The organism is Kribbella polygonati (assembly GCF_050320105.1).
Lineage (GTDB): Bacteria > Actinomycetota > Actinomycetes > Propionibacteriales > Kribbellaceae > Kribbella.
The window spans coordinates 138504-154628 of sequence record NZ_CP190129.1 but is presented as its reverse complement, the minus strand read 5'-3'; the positions used below and the strand labels follow the sequence as shown (position 1 = coordinate 154628).

Sequence of the window (16125 nt, the reverse complement as noted above, 5' to 3'; positions counted from 1 at the left end):
GCCGTGAGGTGACCGCCGGCACCAGCGGGAAGACCAGCGCACCGGCGAGCAGCGCGGCGACGATCCGGCCTGGTCGGGATGTCAGCGGACCTCCTCGGCACGGTCAGTGAGCGGCCACCTCGTACACGCGGGCGATGTCCGGGGTGGTGTTCGACGGGTCGGTCACGGTCAGGCGTAGCTGGTCAATTGTCCCGGACGGACCGGCCATCGAGACCAGCGACCTGGTGTTCCCGGTGACGCTGCCCAGCTGGACCCACCCGGCCGACGTGTGCGCCTCGACCTTGAACGCGACGAGGACGGTCCCGGTCGCGACCCTCGGGTACTGGTACCCGCTGTACACATCGACCTGCTTGACGGTCTTGTACGCGCCGAGGTTCAGCGTGAGCGTCGGCGTGGTGTCGCCGACCGCGGACATCCACCGCCCGCTGTCCAGGCAGGACCCGTCGACGGCCTTCTCCGGCCCCGAGTCCGCGGTGTACGACGAGGACGCGGTGGCCGTCGCACCGCGGGCGAGATGGTCGCTGCAGGGCGAGGTCGCGGGCGCACCGGCCAGCCAGTCCCGGATGAAACCACCCTCGTACTCGCCGGTCAGCAGGTTCCAGTTCTTGTCGAACATGACAGGCTGCCAGAAGTTGTCGAAGATCCACCCGATCCAGCCGATCTGCGGCCGGGCGTCCAGGTACTGCCGCAGCGGCAGGCCCCAGCCGGAGGTACTCCCGGCGGTGACGTCGTTCGCCGTCGAGGACGGGTCCCACCCGAACTCGGTCAGTACGACGGGCAGCGTCGCGGACGCCGTACCGAACTTGGGATCCAGGTTCGCTGCGGTCGCGGGCCCCATGTTCGGGTACAGGTGGTAGACGTAGGCGATGTTGCCGCCGGTGATCGGGTCGGTCAGCGCGCCGTTCAGCCGGGTGCTCCAGGACGGGCTGCCCATCAGGATCACGTTCGACGCGACCGAGCGGATCGAGTCGACGACCGGCTGGATGTACGACTTCCAGCTGGCCCAGTTGTCCGGCGCGATCGGCTCGTTGAACACCTCGAACAGCACGTTCGGGTTGTTCGCATACCGCGGCGCGATGAAGTCCCAGAACCCCTTCACGTCCGACTGCGGTACGGCGCCCGCGGCGTCGCCGTAGTTCCGGACCAGGTGCAGGTCGATGATCACGTACAGACCCTTGGCGACGGCGTGGTCGACGTACGGCTTGATGTACGTCGCGTCGTACGCGTTCAGGTCCTTGCCGATCGCCTCGGTGACCAGCAGCCGGAGGATCTTGGAGTGCCAGCCGTTCGACACGGTCATGTCGATCAGGTCGTTGATCGGCTTGTTGTTGCAGTCGGTGCAGACCGCGTTCTGTTCGGGAGCGATGACGGAGACGCCTTGGAGCGTGACAGCGGTACCGGCGCTGTTCTTGATGCGATTGCCTTCGGTGTGCAGGGCGGGGAGGGCGGTAGTGCTCGCCGTCGCGTTCACCAAGGAGGCGGCGGAGAGCAGGAGGGCGGTACACAGGGCGGCCAAAGACTTTCGGAGCACAGCTACATCCCTTCAGTCAGTCGCGATGCGTGCGGATCTCCTCCGGCCAGGCGAGCTTGATGCGCAGGTCGTTGGCGAGGAGCCGCTGGTAGTCGGCCAGGTGGGTGGGATCGTTGCGGACCTTGCGTGGTGACAGGCCTTCGGCCAGGCAGAACCCGGCCAGTGCGCCAACCGCCTCGCCGATGCTCCATTCGACCGGGTGCAGGCGGTAGCAACCATTGGTGATGTGCGTCGTCCCGATGTTCTTGTTGGCCGGCAGCAGGTTGTCGACCCGGACCGGGATCAGCGCACCGAGCGGGATCTGGAACGGGTACGCCTCGATGTCGACGTACGTCCGGCCCGCCGTGCTGGGATGCAGGTCGATCCGGTAGCGCCCGAGGCCGACCGTGTCCGCGAACACCTCGCTGCCCGCGCCGTCGGGGCGCGCCTCGACGCCGACGTGCTGCTCCAGCACCGTGAACTCGGACCGGATCCGGCGGGACTCCCGGATGTACGGCGCCTTCGCCAGGCCGTCCGCCGTACCGGTGACGTCGGGGCGCAGGCGCAGCCCGGGGTACCCGCCCTCGGTCTGCATCCAGTACAGGAAGGAGAGCGACAGGTCGCGACTTGCCGCCAGCGCGTCGGCGGGATCCGGGAGCAGCGGCTTCTCCCAGTAGTCGAGCTGCGGCCAGTTCACCACTGTGACGTCCGGGATCGCCTTGTCGACAAAGTTGCTACTGGCAAGGATCTGCCGGTACCGGAACAGCGAGAACGGCGCGCGCTTCGCCGGGTTCGCGTCCAGCAGCTTCCACTCCCGCTGCTCCAGCGTCACCGGTACGACGTCCGTCCAGGACAGCTGCGACCCGGGCCAGAACGGCGCGACCGTGTCCCGCCAGTGCTCGTACCCGGCCGGGCGGTCGATCGTGTGGTCCTCCCCCGGCCGGTGCTCCAGCGCGAAACACCACGAGAACGCCTGCTGGTCCAGGGGATTCGCGACCTCGGGCGCATGCAGCTCGCCGGTCTCGTCGCGGCCCTCGGCGCCGATCACGTGCTCGACTCCGGCCAGCTCGAGCAGGTCGCCCAGCTCGGTCGCGTCCACGACGTACGTCGCCTCGACCGTCAGCTCGCGGCCCATCCCGCGGAACGTGACGGCCTCGATCTCGTCGCCGTTGGTGGCGGCCGCGATCGGCTCGTGCTCCATCAGCACGACCAGCCGGCCGGACGCGCGCCACGGCGCGAGCATCTCCTCCAGTACGGCGGCGGCGACCCGCGGCTCGTGACAGAAGCGGCTGACCACGCCGAGACCCGGGTCGAGCAGCGGGTTCGCGGCGGCCTCGGGCGTGAGCGGGTAGTTGCGGCGGTAGTACTCCCGGATCCGGTTGCGCAGCTCGGCGTACCCGGTGGCGGCGTACTGCTCGATCCACGGGTGCTCGTCCGGCGGGACGAGCTGGCTGGTCAGCTGCCCGCCCAGCCAGTCGGTCGGCTCGGTCAGGACGACGCTCCGCCCGAGGCGTGCCGCGGTCAGCGCGGCGGCGACCCCGCCCAGTCCGCCGCCGACTACGAGGACATCTGTTTCCACCCGTTCATCCCTCCATAGGTCTTGGCGCGGCGACGGTTTCGCCGGCCACCAGATCGCAGGCCACCAACTGGCTGACCGGTTCCGCATCCGGATCCTCGACCCGCGCCACCAGCGCGTCGATCGCGATCCGGCCGATCTCCTTGCGCGGGATCACCAGGCAGTCCCAGCGGTGCCCGGGCTCGTCGCCCGATCCCTCCAGCACCGCCACCGACAGGTCCGCCGGGATGCTCAGCCCGCGCGCGGTCAGTCCGGTCCGCAGCTCCTCGGCCAACCGGATGCCCTCGGCAACCACCGCGGTCTCCGGCCCGGCCGCGAGCTCGTCCAGCCACTCCTCGGTCAGCCCGGGCTCGCCCCGGAAGCCGGGCGATCGGTCCTGCAGCCCGAGCCGCTCGACCGCGGCCCGGTAGCCCTGCCGCCGGTCGACGTACGCCTCCTGCTCGATGCCCTCGCGCAGGTACGCGAAGTGCCGGTGGCCGCGGTCGGCCAGCGACGTCACCAGCCGGTCCGCGGCCGCCACGTAGTCCGGGACGATGCACGGGATCTCCGCGCCGGGCACCTCGCGGCGGCCGATGTGCACGAACAGGTACCCGTCGTGCCACAACCGGGCCAGCTCCTCGCGGTCGGTCGCGGCACCGAGCAGGACGGTCCCGTCGGCGAGGTTCAGCCGGTTGGTCCCGTCCCGGTAGATCCGCCGCCGGCCGTCGCTGGTCCCGGTCGAGGTGAACAGCACCAGGTCGTACCCGATCTCCTCGGCCCGCTCCTCGATCCCGAGCAGGAACTCGAAGTAGAAGTCCTCGCGGGCGTGCGGGAACACGGCCTCGAAGGTATGGACGCCGAGGAGCCGGTTGCGCTTGTTCCGCAGGTTCCGCGCGGCGGCGTTCGGGACGTACCCGAGCTCCTTCACCGCCGCGAGGATCCGGTCCCGGGTCTCCACCGGGATCCTGTCCACGTCGCCGCTCACCACCCGGGAGACCGCGGACTGGGAGACGCCCGCGAGCCGGGCGACGTCGGACTGTCGTGGTGCCTTCATTTGTTCTCCTGCAGCCAGCAATGGGTCCAGCGGCCATCGGGCAGTTCGGTCCGCGGCGGTACGTCGGTCCGGCAGATGTCCATCGCCACCGGGCAGCGCGGATGGAACCGGCAGCCCGCGGGCGGGTCGATCAGGCTCGGCGGCTCGCCCAGGTCCTCGGCGTCGAACAGTGCCGCCCGATCGGTGCGGTCGCGTTCCGGATCCGGCGACGAGTCGATCAGCAGTTGCGTGTACGGGTGCAGCGGGTCCGCGATCACCGCTTCCTTCGGGCCGCCCTCGACCATCCGGCCGGCGTACATCACCACGATGTCGTCGCACAGGTAGCGCGCGCTCGCGATGTCGTGGGTGATGTACAGCAGCGCTAGCCCGTCCTCGGTCCGCAGCCGGTCGAGCAGGTTCAGCATCTCCAGCCGGATCGACACGTCCAGCATCGAGATCGGCTCGTCGCCGAGCAGCACCTTCGGCTCGACAGCCAGCGCCCGCGCGATCACCACCCGCTGCCGCTGCCCGCCGGACAGCTCGTGCGGGAACTTGTCCACGAACTGCTCGACCGGGGTAAGGCTCACCCGCTCCAGCAACTCCACGACTCGCTGCTCCACCTCTTCTTTGGAGCGCACTTCGTGATGCAGCTTCACCGCCCGCTCCAGGTTGTACCGCACCCGGTGCAACGGGTTCAACGACCCGAACGGGTCCTGGAAGATCAGCTGTACGTCGCGGTAGTACGCGCGCTGGTTGCCCTTCACCGGCTCGCCGCGCAGCCGGATCTCCCCCGCGGTGGGCGGGTAGAAGCGGGCCAGCAGCCGGGCGAGCGTTGTCTTCCCGCTCCCGCTCTCCCCCACCAGCGCGACGATCCGCCCGGGCAGCAAGGCGAGCGTGGCGTCCTCGACCGCCCGCACGGTCGCCCGGCCGGCGGTGAAATGCTTCGAGACCCCACGAGCCTCGAGTACCGGTTGGCTCATACCTGATCATCTCCCGAGGGGTAGAGCCGGCAGGCGACGGCGTGGTTCTCGATCGTCAGCAGCTCCGGTCGTTGCCGGTCGCAACCGTCGAAGCGGTCCGGGCAGCGCGGGTGGAACGCGCAGCCGGGTGGCGGCGTGCGCAGGTCCGGCGGGCTGCCCGGGATGCCGGTGAGTCTGCGCAGTTCCGAGCGCAGCGGCGGGAACGAGTCGCGGAGGCCGCGGGTGTACGGATGCCGTGGTTTGGCGTACAGCGCTTCGGCGGTGCCGATCTCGACGATCCGGCCGCCGTACATGATCGCGATCCGGTCGGCGAGCTCCAGCAGCAGCGAGAGGTCGTGCGTGACGAACACGACCGCGAACCCCAGTTCCCGGCGGAGTCGCAGTACCTGCGCGAGGATCTGGCGCTGCATCACCACGTCGACGGCCGTCGTCGGCTCGTCCATCACGACCAGCTCGGGACCGCAGGCCAGCGCGAGCGCGATGCTCGCGCGTTGCCGCATGCCGCCGGACAGCTCGTGCGGGAACGCGCGGACCCGGTCGGCGGAGATGCCGACCATCGCGAGCAGCTCCGCTGCCCGGTCCCACGCCTCGCGGCGGCGCAGGCCCTTGTCGTGTGAGCGCAGTACGTCGACGAACTGAGCGCCGACCCGCATGACCGGATTGAGCGCGTCCATCGCGCTCTGCAGCACGATCGCGAGCGAGGTCCAGCGCAGCTTCCGGAGCTCGTCGGCACTCAGTCCGACCAGGTCGGTCCCGTGGAACTCGATCCGGCCGGCCGTGGTCACCGCCGGCGGCCGCTGCAGCCGGGTGAGTGCGGTGATCAGCGTCGACTTGCCCGACCCCGACTCCCCCGCCACGCCGAGGATCTCGCCGCGCTGCAGCTCGAACGACACGTCGTCACACGCCCGCACCGGCTTGTCTGCGGTCAGGTAGTCCACAGTCAGACCTTCGACTGTCAGCACGCTCATGCCTCGGCCACCTTCCGGGTCCGGACCACGACCGAGCGCCGGGCCATCCGCAGCTTCGGGTTCGACACCTCGTCGACGCCGAAGTTCACCATCGTCGCCGCGGTCCCGATCAGCGCGATACACAGCCCCGGCGGTACGAACCACCACCAGAACCCGCGCAGTACGGCGCTCTGCTGCTGGGCGGCCTGGATCATCGTCCCCCAGCTGATCGACCCGGAGTCGGTGATGCCGAGGAACGCCAGCCCGGCCTCGGCCATCACGCCGCCGATCACGCCGTGCAGGAACATCGCCGAGATCCAGCCGGTCAGGTGCGGCAGCACCTCGAAGAAGATCAGCCGCCAGTGCGGCTCGCCGACCATCCGCATCGCCAGCACGAAGTCGCGGCTGCTCAGGCTGAGCGACTGCGCCCGCAGCGTCCGCGCACCGCCCGACCAGCCGAACAGGCCGATGATCAGCGCGATCACCCACGGGCCGGTGCCCTGGACGTAGCCGGCCACGATCAGGATCAGCGGGAGGACCGGCATCACCAGGAACAGGTTCGTGAGGAAGTTCAGGCCGTTGTCGACCGCGCCGCCGAAGTACCCGGCGGGGACGCCGACCAGGATCGCGATCGTCGTACCGATCAAGGCCGCCACGATGCCGACCAGCATCGACCCGCGGGCGCCCGCGACGGTCTGCGCGAGCACGTCCTGGCCGAACTGCGTCGTACCGAACAGGTGCTTGCCGCTCGGCGGCTGCGAGATCGCGGTGAAGTCGTTCGCGCGCGGATCGAGCGGCAGCAGCGGGCCGACGATCGCGAGCACGACGAAGAACAGCAGTACGCCGAGTCCGAAGCGGACCTTCCAGCTCCTGAGCATGGTCATCCCCTCGCCCGGATTCGCGGATCGAGCAGTACGTAGGCCAGGTCCGCGATCAGGTTCGCGAGCAGCACCGCGAGCGTGATCAGCAGGAACACGCCCTGCATCATCGGGTAGTCGCGCTTCTGCAGCGCCTCGTACATCAGGTAGCCGATCCCGGGGTAGCTGAACACGATCTCGGTCAGCAGCGCGCCGCCGATCACGTGCCCGAGCGCCATCGCGAAACCGGTGAAGCTCGGCAGCATCGCGTTCCGGGCGGCGTACCGGAACATCACCCGCCGCGACGACAGGCCCTTCGCCTGGGCCAGCAGCACGTAGTCCTCGCGGACCGTGGTGACAGTCATGTTCCGCATCCCGAGCAGCCAGCCGCCGAACGCCGAGAACACGATGGTTGCCGCCGGCAAGATCCCGTGGTGCAGCACGCTCGCGACGTACGCCAGGCTGACGCCCTGCGGGAGGTCGGGGTCGTAGCCGCCGGACATCGGCGTCCAGCCGAGCACAAAGCCGAATGCCCAGAGCGCCAGCAGCGCCACCCAGAAGTACGGGACGCTGGACAGGAACGTGGTGAGCGGCGTCAGGATCGCATCGAACCTGCTGCCCGCCTTCCAGCCCGCGACGACCCCCAGCAGGGTGCCGATCGCGAACGCCGTGACCGTCGTGGTGCCGACCAGCAGCAGCGTCCACGGCAACGCCTGCCAGACCAGGTCGGCGACCGGGACCGGGAAGTTGACCACGGACACACCAAGGTCGCCGTGCGAAAGCTGGCCTAGGTAGTCCAGGAACTGCCGGCCGAGGTTCTGGTGCGGGTTGCCGAAGATCGCGCGGATCGACTCCAGCGTCTCGGCCGGCACCTGCTGGCCGCTGACCCGCTCCAGCTCCTCCACGATCGCCGACGACGGGTCGCCCGGCATCAGCCTCGGGAGCAGGAAGTTCAGGCCGATCGCGGCGGCCGCGGCGGCCAGGTAGAAACCCAGCCGCCGGGCCAGGAAGGCCCACCGCATCGTCAGTTCCCCCGGCGCTGCAGGCTCAGCAGCGTGAGGATGGTGTCCGGCCCCATCCCCGGGAACGGGATCGCGTCGAACTTCTGCGGCGTCGGCCAGCCGGTCCACCGGGTCGAGTTGATGTCGATGAAGTAGAAGTTGTTGTAGATCGGGCTGAACGGCACCTGGTCGACGACGATCTTCTGCAGCTGCTTGCCGAGCGTCTTCAACTCGTCGACGTTGTCGGTCCGCTCCATCGCCTTGATGATCTTGTCGGTCTCCGGGTCGCTCCAGCGGCCCTGGTCGAGGGTGGCCGACTTGCCGATCGGGGTCAGGTACTGGCTGGACAGGAACCGGTAGACGCCGTACACGCTCGCGCCGCCGGTCGACGAGGCCGCCAGGTCGAACTGGCCCAGGTTCTGCTTGTCGTAGTACCCGGCGCTGGGCTGGCCGGCGCTCTTCACGGTCAGGCCGAGGGTCTGCTTCCAGGTGTTGATCAGGATGTCGGCGTAGCTGCCCCAGCCCCAGTCCGCGTTGAACAGGATGCTCGGCTGGTACCGCTTGCCGTCCTTGACCAGTGCGCCGTTCTCGATCGTCCAGCCGCCCTTGGCCAGCTCGGCCTTCGCGGCGTCCGCGTCGACCTTCTGCACCTGGCCCTTGTACGCCGGGTCCAGCCAGTCGCCGAACAGCTGCTCGGACAGACCGGTCGGGCCGGCCTCGGTACCAGGACGCTGCAGCGTGGTGACGACCGCCGTACGATCGATGGTCAGCGCGAGGGCCTTCCGTACGTGCACGTCGTCGAACGGGGCCTTGCCGGTGTTGAACAGCACGGACATCGCGCCGCCGTTGGAGTACAGCTGGTACAGGTGCTTGTCCGGGTCCTTGGCGACGTACTCCTTCTCGCCGTTCGCCCAGCCGGCCGACGCCCAGTCGAGCTCGCCCTTGAGCAGCTGCGCCTTCAGTGCCTCACCCGCGGTCGGGACGATCTTGAACGTTGTCATCGGCAACTTGCCGCCCCAGTAGTCGGAGCGCGCGCCCAGCGTGATCTGCTGCGGCTTGAACTCCTTGACCGTGAACGGGCCGGTGCCGACCGGGTCCGGGTTGGTCCAGGTGTTCAGGTTCTGGGTCGACCAGATGTGCTTGGGGACCATCGGCAGCAGGATGTTCGCGAACTGGTTCAGGGTCGCGTACGACGGCTCCGCGAAGGTGACCCTGACCGAGCTGTCGTCGACCTTCGTCACCGACTTGTAGGTGACACCCGCGATGCTGAAGTCCTTCTTCTCGATCGGCAGGCCGAGCGAGTAGACCGCGTCGTCGGCGGTGAACTTCTGGCCGTCGGACCACTTCACGTCCGTGCGCAGCTTGATCGTCAACGTCCTCCCCTGGTCGGAGAACGCCCAGCTCTGCGCGAGCCACGGCTTCACCACCCCGCCGTCGCTGTAGTCGACCCGCATCAGCGGCTCGTACACCAGCTCCGCGTTCGGCGCCTTGTCGGTCGCCGGGCCCATCACGTTGTAGTTGCGGACGAACGTCGTACCGCCGTCGGTCTTCGCGTAGACGATGCTCGCGCCACCCGCCGACCCGGTCGCCGCCGGACCGGTCGCGGGGCCTGAGCACCCCGCGACCAGCACTGCGCCGACCGCCAAAAACACCCGCCATCGACTGCGCATATTCCTCACCTCAGATGTAGAGCGGCTGCACGTTCATACGTATGAGCACTCGAATATGAGCTAATGGAGGGTTGCTCTTACGTATGCGCAGGAACCTACGAACGTTCTCCGCGCATGTCAATACCGAGACGGCCCCAGAACCACGATCAGCGGATGCCTGCCCGCCACCGCCAACTGATACCGGCCACGCACCTGCCAGCCGCATGGGACCTGCTCCCCCATCACCAGCGCCACCGCCACCCCACCCGGCCGCAGGACCTCCCGCCACCGCCGGATCCCCGCGGCGACGTCGGCCGCATCCACCCGCACACCCCACGGCGGATTGCTCACGATCCGGTCGAAGCTCCCGCCGATCCGCCGCGCGTCCCCTACCCGCCAGTTGATGGACGCCCCAATCATCTGCGCCGCATTCGCTTGTGCTGCGGCGATTGCGGCTGGGTCTCGGTCGACGCCTAGGTAGTTGGCGGCCGGTTCAAGCAGGCGGGCTTCGAGCAGGACCGTGCCCGCGCCGCAGAACGGGTCCAATACTCGGTGTCCAGGCGCCAGGTCAGCGAGATGGGCCATGGCGGCCGCTACCGGTGGGTGCAGACTTCCGCGGACGGTGTGTTGCCGCCACGGGCGCCGATGGAGGGGTACGGCGTACGGGCGGCGCGCCACCCACAGCGTCTTCCCGTCGAGCACCACCCGCCACTCGGTGCGCTCGTCCGGCGGTACGACGCCGTCGCGCCGCGAGTGATACTGCCCGCCGGTCAACCGCGCGAGGCGTTGCCCCACCAGGTCCTCGACGTCGTACCGGTTGAAGTTCCGCTTCCCCACGAACGACGCCGACACCGCGAACACCCCACCACCCGGTGCCGACCGCAACGCGGCCCGCACCGCGGCCGCCAGCCCGGCGCGGGCACGGCCAGGATCCGGCGCCACGCCATACACCTCGAACACGTCGTCGGCCATCCGCGGCGGCGCCACCAGACCCTCGACCACCACCTGCCGCCTGGACACCTCAACCACCCGGCATCCCGCGGCGGTAACCTCCTCGGCCACCAGCCATTCCAAACCAGCAACAGTGCGCACGAGCATGAGCGCAGAACGCATGAAGAATCTCCCGGCAAGAGTCCGGGAGCAGCCAACCGGCCACTCCCGCCTCGCCGGCCAAGGGCAGAACGCCACACGAAGGGGCCGGCGGAGCTAGCCCAGTCGGAAGAAGAAACTCTTCATGCCCGCGATCCTGGCACACCCGCTCCGGAGTACCCACCGGTTTTCGGGGGTACATGTCCTTCAGCCACCTTCCCCGCCCAGGAGGTACGCCCATGCCCAAGCTCGCCCGCCTCGCCGCAGCGCTGCTGATCGGACTTGTCCCGCTCGCACCTGCCGCCCAAGCTGCGCCCAGCCCGACGACCGTCCAGGCGGCGCCCCGCGGTGCCGAGGTCGTTGCGGTCAAGCAGGTAGCCGACCGGCTGACCGACCTGACCGTGCGCTCCCAGGCGCTCGGCGGCCGCACGGTCAACGTTCGCCTGCTCACCCCGGACGGCTGGGATCCCGCCGACCGCAGTCAGCACTGGCCGACGTTCTGGCTGCTGCACGGCTGCTGCGGCGACTACACGTCCTGGTCCGGCACCGACATCGCGAAGATCCCGAGCCTGCGCAAGGTCCTGGTCGTGATGCCCGAGGCCGGCTGGAACGGCTGGTACAGCGACTGGTGGAACTACGGCGCCGGCGGCGACCCCGCCTGGGAGACGTTCCACACCGTCGAGCTGTCACACCTCCTCGAACACGGCTGGGGCGCGAGCTCGGACCGCGTCGTCGCCGGTCTCTCGATGGGTGGCCAGGGCGCGCTGCTGTACGCCGCCCGGCACCCCGGCATGTTCCGCGCGGTCGCGGCGTACTCCGGTTCCGCGCATCCGCTGCTCAACGACGAGTCGGTGAACCGGATCATGGGCTTCTTCGCCGGCCAGGGCAACGACCCGCGGCGCGTCTGGGGAGACCCGGTCGCCCAGCGCGGCATCTGGCAGGCGCACGACCCGTACTACCTGGCCCACCGGCTCAAGTCGCTACCGGTGTACCTGTCCTGCGGCGACGGCACCGCCGGCCCGTTCGACCCGCCGGGCAAGACCGACGCGCTGGAGGCCGACTTCAACCGGCAGAACCACGCCCTCGCCGCCCAGCTCGAGCAGGTCGGCGCGAAGCACCTGACGACGAACTTCTACGGCCCGGGCACGCACGGCTGGGCCTACTGGCAGCGCGAACTGCACGCCTCACTCCCGATGCTGCTCCAGGCCCTCGACGTCCACTGACCTGTCGCGATCCACGGCAGCGAGCAGGGCTCGGGTCTCGGCGACCACGCGGTCGCTGAATCCGGGATCGCGGACCTCGACCGAGCCCTGCATCGGCTTACCTCGTTCGTCGTAGTAGACACCGGACGCGGCGGAGTCGGCGGTCAGGACCTCGGCGATCACCCGGGCGGCGCGCTTGGGTGTGCTCCAGTACCTGATCATCGGAGCCAGCGGTGAAAGCACGTACTTCGACACGAACCCCACCATCGGACCGGCGTCGCGGCCGAGCGCGCTGCCGGGGCTGAATCCCGGCTCGACGGCGTTGAAGCGGAGCCGCGGCGTCTCCCTCGCGAAGGCCAGCACGGTCGCGAGATTGCCCTGCTTCGAGGTCGCGTACGCGTCGAAGCCGGGCCGGGTGGAGCCGCCGGGCTTCCACTCGCCGCGCACGCTCGCCTCGACCGAGAGGAACCGGGCGCCGCGAAAGCCGGCCACGACAGCGGGCCGGCGTTCGGGATCCTCCACCCCGGAGCAGACGAACACGACGTTCGCGCCGTCGGGCAACCGCGGCATCAGGGCCTCGGTGAACGCGAACGGGCCGAGATGGTTGGTCGCGTAGGTGAGATCCCACCCCTGCGGCGTCGTACGGCGCTCCAGCGGGAAGACGCCGGCGTTGTTCAGCACGCCGGCGATCGGCCGGCCGAGCGCGACGATCTCCGCGGCGGCCCGCCGTACGCTGCCGAGATCGGAGAAGTCGGCGACCACCGGCACCGCGCGGCCCCCGCTCGCCCCGATCTGCTGCTCGACCTCGGCGAGCTTCGCCGGATCGCGCCCGACCAGCACGACCGTGCCGTGCGCGGCCAGCTCGAGGGCGGTACGACGGCCGATACCTGACGTCGGCCCAGTGATGATCCATGTGTTCATACAACGAGTCTCGGACGGCCGTCAGCGGTCAGACAGCCGTCCGGTTTTCGTAGGACCGGCAGGACCAGGATCGGCTCGGTCGACGAGCTGCTGCGTGCCGAGGACGACGGCGAGGGCCAGCCGCTCCGCGTCCTCGCTCCCCGGTTCGGCGGTGTAGATCATCAGCCGGACGTCGTCGGTCGCCACGAACAGGACGTCGCAGTCGAGCCTGATCGGGCCGACGGCCGGATGATCGACCACCTTCCGCTTCGACGGCTCCGTGCGCGGCTCCGGGTCGTCGTGCGCCCAGAGGTCCGCGAAGTGCGGGCTGTGCGCGGTGAGTTCGCGGATCAGCGTCCGCAGCTGCCGGTCCGCCGGATAACGTGCGGCGGTCCGGCGCAGGTCGGCGACCTGCCCTGCCAGCAGCTCCGCCTTCTCCTCGGGCGAATGGACGACGCGCGTACCAGGACCCACGAAGTTCCGCCAGAGCGCGTTCCGTTCGAGCCCCCGCCACGTCGTCGTCTCGCCCATCAAGGCGTCGTACGGCGTGTTCGCGTCCAGCAGCGTCCACGTCGCGTCGTACACGGCCACCGGCGTGTCCGCGATCCGGTCGAGCAGTCGCTGCACGCTGGCGCTGATCCGCGACGGTACGACGTCCGGGCCCGGCGCGGACAGCCCGGCCAGCTCGAAGAGCAGTTCACGCTCGGAGTCGGAGACCCGGAGTGCGCGGGCCAGCGCCTCGACGACCTGCGACGACGGAGACGTCGCCCGGCCCTGCTCCAGCCGGGTCAGGTAGTCGGCCGAGATCCCCGCGAGGGCGGCGAGCTCCTCCCGCCGCAGACCGGTCGCGCGGCGACGGCTCCCCGGCGGCAGACCGACCGCTCCGGGCGCGACCCGGTCCCGCCATCGACGGACCGCCCGGCCGAACTCCCACGATTCCATCGCTCCAGTGTGCGCGTCCACGACGTACTTATCGTGGCCCTGACACTCCTACGATCACAGGTAGGTCTGGGTGCTCGGGGGAGCCGATTCCATCCAGGCGAGGACGCCGGTCAGCGCCTCTTCGGTCATCGCGAAGTGGACGGTCTTGTCGTTGAGCTTCGCGTCCACGATGACGTGGCCGGCGTACGTGACCAGTGGTTCGTTGCCCATCGGGCGGCGGGTGGTCACGCCCTCGAGCTGGCGGCGGTTCACGACCAGCTTCGGCCACCAGGCGAGGCTGAAGACCCGGAACCACTGCAGGTCGTCGCCGACGTAGCGGGCCAGGCCGAGCGCCCAGCCGCGGCCGTGGTCCTTCTCGGCGAGCTGCAGGCTGCAATCAAAAGTTCCGCCGTCCCTGGACAACCAGCGACGGCGGAACGCGACGAGCACGATGAACAGCACGGCGGCAAGCAGACAGACCCCGACGACATCGAGGACTGTCCTCATACCTTGCCGACCCCATTTCCGGTGCCTTGTGTGGGTACTTGTCCCGGGCACCCCGGAGAACCGTACTGTCAGTGACGATATTCGATTGTGCCGATTATGGCAGGTCCGGTCAGGACGTCTGCTCGGCGGCCCGGACCCTGGCCTCGGCGAGTCGTACCTCGTCCTGGTCGCCGTCGGTGTCGAGACCGGCGGCCAGCGCCTGCTCGAGCTCCCGGCGGGCCTCTTCGAGGTCGATGTCGTGGCCCATCTCGGCGTTCTCGGCCAGGATCGAGACCCGGTCGTTCGCCACCGAGATGAAGCCGTCCGGCGCGGCCGCGACGAAGTACTCGTCGTCGACGGTCCGCACCTGGACGGTGCCACCCTGCAGCAGGCCCAGCAGCGGCGCGTGGCCGGGCAGGATACCGACGTCGCCGTCCGTGGTCCGGGCGATGACGATCTTGGCCTGGCCCTGCCACACGGTCCGCTCGGCCGCGACCAGCGCGACCTCGAGGTGCTTGGCAGAATCGTCGGCCATCTCAGTTTTCCTTCTGCAGCTCGGCCCACTTGCGCTCGACGTCGTCGAGCGAACCGACGTTGAAGAACGCCTGCTCGGCGATGTGGTCGCACTCGCCGTCGACGATCTTCTTGAAGGACTCGATGGTGTCCTTCAGCGGGACCGTCGAACCCGGCACGTTGGTGAACTTCTCCGCCATGTAGGTGTTCTGGCTGAGGAACTGCTCGATCCGGCGCGCCCGCGCGACGGTGATCTTGTCCTCTTCGGAGAGCTCGTCGACACCCAGGATCGCGATGATGTCCTGCAGCTCCTTGTTCTTCTGCAGGATCTGCTTCACCCGGACAGCCACGTCGTAGTGCTCCTGGCCGATGTACTGCGGGTCGAGGATCCGCGACGTCGAGGTCAGCGGGTCGACGGCCGGGTACAGACCCCGGGCGGCGATGTCACGCGAGAGCTCGGTGGTCGCGTCCAGGTGCGCGAACGTGGTGGCCGGCGCCGGGTCGGTGTAGTCGTCGGCGGGCACGTAGATCGCCTGCATCGAGGTGATCGAGTGACCCCGGGTCGACGTGATCCGCTCCTGCAGCACGCCCATCTCGTCGGCCAGGTTCGGCTGGTAACCAACCGCCGACGGCATCCGGCCGAGCAGCGTGGAGACCTCGGAACCGGCCTGGGTGAACCGGAAGATGTTGTCGATGAACAGCAGCACGTCCTGCTGCGCGACGTCGCGGAAGTACTCCGCCATCGTCAGCGCGGACAGGGCGACCCGCAGGCGCGTGCCCGGCGGCTCGTCCATCTGGCCGAACACCAGCGCGGTGTCCTTGAAGACGCCGGCCTCTTCCATCTCGTTGATGAGGTCGTTGCCCTCACGGGTGCGCTCGCCGACACCGGCGAACACCGACGTACCACCGAAGTTGTGGGCGATCCGGTAGATCATCTCCTGGATCAGCACCGTCTTGCCGACACCCGCACCGCCGAACAGGCCGATCTTTCCACCCTGCACGTACGGCGTCAGCAGGTCGAGCACCTTGATGCCGGTCTCCAGCATCTCGGTCTTCGACTCGAGCTGGTCGAAGGCCGGCGCCTTGCGGTGGATCGGCCAGCGCTCGGTGATCTGGAACTCGGACTCGTCCTGGCTCAGGCACTTGCCGGTCACGGACCACACCCGGCCCTTGGTGACGTCGCCCACCGGGACCGAGATCGCGGAGCCGGTGTCGCGCACCTCGGCGCCGCGGACCAGGCCGTCGGTCGGCTTCATCGAGATCGCCCGGACGATGTTGTCGCCGACGTGCAGCGCGACCTCGAGGGTGATCGTCTGGGTGCTGTCGCCGAGGGTGATGTCGACCTCGAGCGCGTTGTAGATGTCGGGCATCGCGTCGGCCGCGAACTCGACGTCGACGACCGGGCCGATCACCCGGGCGACGCGACCGACGCCCGGGGCGCCGGCCTCGTTGTTCTTCTCGGTAACCGTGGCAGTCATCTCT

The 16125-nt window shown here is 69.2% G+C and carries 15 protein-coding genes; 1 reads left to right on the top strand and 14 read right to left on the bottom strand.

The genetic code is table 11. The annotated features are described in order from the left end of the window. Window positions 1-103 precede the first annotated feature (103 nt). From ACQHIV_RS00715 to ACQHIV_RS00675, 9 genes are all read right to left on the bottom strand, one after another. Complete coding sequence (locus tag ACQHIV_RS00715) at window positions 104-1531, bottom strand: cellulase family glycosylhydrolase (protein ID WP_427890610.1); 1428 nt, start codon at window positions 1529-1531, stop codon at window positions 104-106. 16 nt (window positions 1532-1547) lie between these two features. After that, on the bottom strand, window positions 1548-3089 hold the full coding sequence (locus tag ACQHIV_RS00710) for an FAD-dependent oxidoreductase (protein WP_427890609.1): 1542 nt from the start codon (window positions 3087-3089) through the stop codon (window positions 1548-1550). A 4-nt stretch (window positions 3090-3093) separates the two neighbouring features. Continuing rightward, window positions 3094-4119 carry a LacI family DNA-binding transcriptional regulator gene (locus ACQHIV_RS00705; RefSeq protein WP_427890607.1) on the bottom strand — a complete coding sequence of 342 codons (1026 nt, stop codon included), beginning with the start codon at window positions 4117-4119 and terminating at the stop codon, window positions 3094-3096. Further along, the gene (locus ACQHIV_RS00700) at window positions 4116-5078 is read right to left on the bottom strand and encodes an ABC transporter ATP-binding protein (protein WP_427890605.1); all 963 of its coding nucleotides are present in this window, start codon (window positions 5076-5078) and stop codon (window positions 4116-4118) included. The genes ACQHIV_RS00705 and ACQHIV_RS00700 overlap by 4 nt, the downstream gene beginning before the upstream one ends. Next, window positions 5075-6046, bottom strand: coding sequence for an ABC transporter ATP-binding protein (locus tag ACQHIV_RS00695; RefSeq protein WP_427890603.1), 972 nt, complete (start codon window positions 6044-6046; stop codon window positions 5075-5077). Before ACQHIV_RS00695 ends, ACQHIV_RS00700 begins: the two co-directional genes overlap by 4 nt. Then, a complete protein-coding gene (locus ACQHIV_RS00690) occupies window positions 6043-6903 on the bottom strand; it encodes an ABC transporter permease (RefSeq protein ID WP_427890601.1) in 861 nt (286 codons plus the stop codon). Before ACQHIV_RS00690 ends, ACQHIV_RS00695 begins: the two co-directional genes overlap by 4 nt. Before the next feature lie 2 nt (window positions 6904-6905). After that, window positions 6906-7904 (bottom strand): ABC transporter permease, encoded by a 999-nt coding sequence (locus tag ACQHIV_RS00685; protein WP_427890599.1) that lies wholly within the window; start codon window positions 7902-7904, stop codon window positions 6906-6908. 2 nt (window positions 7905-7906) lie between these two features. After that, window positions 7907-9553: an ABC transporter substrate-binding protein gene (locus ACQHIV_RS00680; RefSeq protein WP_427890597.1), complete on the bottom strand. Its 1647-nt coding sequence runs from the start codon at window positions 9551-9553 to the stop codon at window positions 7907-7909. 117 nt (window positions 9554-9670) lie between these two features. Continuing rightward, window positions 9671-10645 (bottom strand): methyltransferase domain-containing protein, encoded by a 975-nt coding sequence (locus tag ACQHIV_RS00675; RefSeq protein ID WP_427890596.1) that lies wholly within the window; start codon window positions 10643-10645, stop codon window positions 9671-9673. A gap of 215 nt (window positions 10646-10860) precedes the next feature. On the opposite strand from ACQHIV_RS00675, the gene ACQHIV_RS00670 reads away from it, so the two are divergent. Then, window positions 10861-11844, top strand: a complete 984-nt coding sequence (locus ACQHIV_RS00670; RefSeq protein WP_427890594.1) for an alpha/beta hydrolase — start codon at window positions 10861-10863, stop codon at window positions 11842-11844. On the opposite strand, the gene ACQHIV_RS00665 is transcribed toward ACQHIV_RS00670, so the two are convergent. The 5 genes from ACQHIV_RS00665 to atpD form a co-directional block, all read right to left on the bottom strand. After that, the gene (locus ACQHIV_RS00665) at window positions 11806-12744 is read right to left on the bottom strand and encodes an SDR family NAD(P)-dependent oxidoreductase (protein ID WP_427890592.1); all 939 of its coding nucleotides are present in this window, start codon (window positions 12742-12744) and stop codon (window positions 11806-11808) included. The two genes, ACQHIV_RS00670 and ACQHIV_RS00665, sit on opposite strands and share 39 nt — an antisense overlap. 21 nt (window positions 12745-12765) lie before the next feature. Then, window positions 12766-13665 (bottom strand): helix-turn-helix transcriptional regulator, encoded by a 900-nt coding sequence (locus tag ACQHIV_RS00660; RefSeq protein WP_427890590.1) that lies wholly within the window; start codon window positions 13663-13665, stop codon window positions 12766-12768. A 54-nt stretch (window positions 13666-13719) separates the two neighbouring features. Beyond that, window positions 13720-14151, bottom strand: coding sequence for a DUF2550 domain-containing protein (locus ACQHIV_RS00655; protein WP_427890588.1), 432 nt, complete (start codon window positions 14149-14151; stop codon window positions 13720-13722). A gap of 109 nt (window positions 14152-14260) precedes the next feature. Beyond that, on the bottom strand, window positions 14261-14665 hold the full coding sequence (locus ACQHIV_RS00650; protein ID WP_427890586.1) for a F0F1 ATP synthase subunit epsilon: 405 nt from the start codon (window positions 14663-14665) through the stop codon (window positions 14261-14263). 1 nt (window position 14666) lies between these two features. Beyond that, on the bottom strand, window positions 14667-16121 hold the full coding sequence (gene atpD / locus ACQHIV_RS00645) for a F0F1 ATP synthase subunit beta (RefSeq protein WP_427890585.1): 1455 nt from the start codon (window positions 16119-16121) through the stop codon (window positions 14667-14669). Window positions 16122-16125 lie beyond the last annotated feature (4 nt).

Bases quoted from the DNA above. Each gene is read 5' to 3' on its own strand.
- ACQHIV_RS00705 (WP_427890607.1), bottom strand. From the start codon at position 4,119: ATGAAGGCACCACGACAGTCCGACGTCGCCCGGCTCGCGGGCGTCTCC.
- ACQHIV_RS00700 (WP_427890605.1), bottom strand. From the start codon at position 5,078: ATGAGCCAACCGGTACTCGAGGCTCGTGGGGTCTCGAAGCATTTCACC.
- ACQHIV_RS00695 (WP_427890603.1), bottom strand. From the start codon at position 6,046: ATGAGCGTGCTGACAGTCGAAGGTCTGACTGTGGACTACCTGACCGCA.
- ACQHIV_RS00690 (WP_427890601.1), bottom strand. From the start codon at position 6,903: ATGCTCAGGAGCTGGAAGGTCCGCTTCGGACTCGGCGTACTGCTGTTC.
- ACQHIV_RS00685 (WP_427890599.1), bottom strand. From the start codon at position 7,904: ATGCGGTGGGCCTTCCTGGCCCGGCGGCTGGGTTTCTACCTGGCCGCC.
- ACQHIV_RS00680 (WP_427890597.1), bottom strand. From the start codon at position 9,553: ATGCGCAGTCGATGGCGGGTGTTTTTGGCGGTCGGCGCAGTGCTGGTC.
- ACQHIV_RS00675 (WP_427890596.1), bottom strand. From the start codon at position 10,645: ATGCGTTCTGCGCTCATGCTCGTGCGCACTGTTGCTGGTTTGGAATGG.
- ACQHIV_RS00670 (WP_427890594.1), top strand. From the start codon at position 10,861: ATGCCCAAGCTCGCCCGCCTCGCCGCAGCGCTGCTGATCGGACTTGTC.
- ACQHIV_RS00665 (WP_427890592.1), bottom strand. From the start codon at position 12,744: ATGAACACATGGATCATCACTGGGCCGACGTCAGGTATCGGCCGTCGT.
- ACQHIV_RS00660 (WP_427890590.1), bottom strand. From the start codon at position 13,665: ATGGAATCGTGGGAGTTCGGCCGGGCGGTCCGTCGATGGCGGGACCGG.
- ACQHIV_RS00655 (WP_427890588.1), bottom strand. From the start codon at position 14,151: ATGAGGACAGTCCTCGATGTCGTCGGGGTCTGTCTGCTTGCCGCCGTG.
- ACQHIV_RS00650 (WP_427890586.1), bottom strand. From the start codon at position 14,665: ATGGCCGACGATTCTGCCAAGCACCTCGAGGTCGCGCTGGTCGCGGCC.
- atpD (WP_427890585.1), bottom strand. From the start codon at position 16,121: ATGACTGCCACGGTTACCGAGAAGAACAACGAGGCCGGCGCCCCGGGC.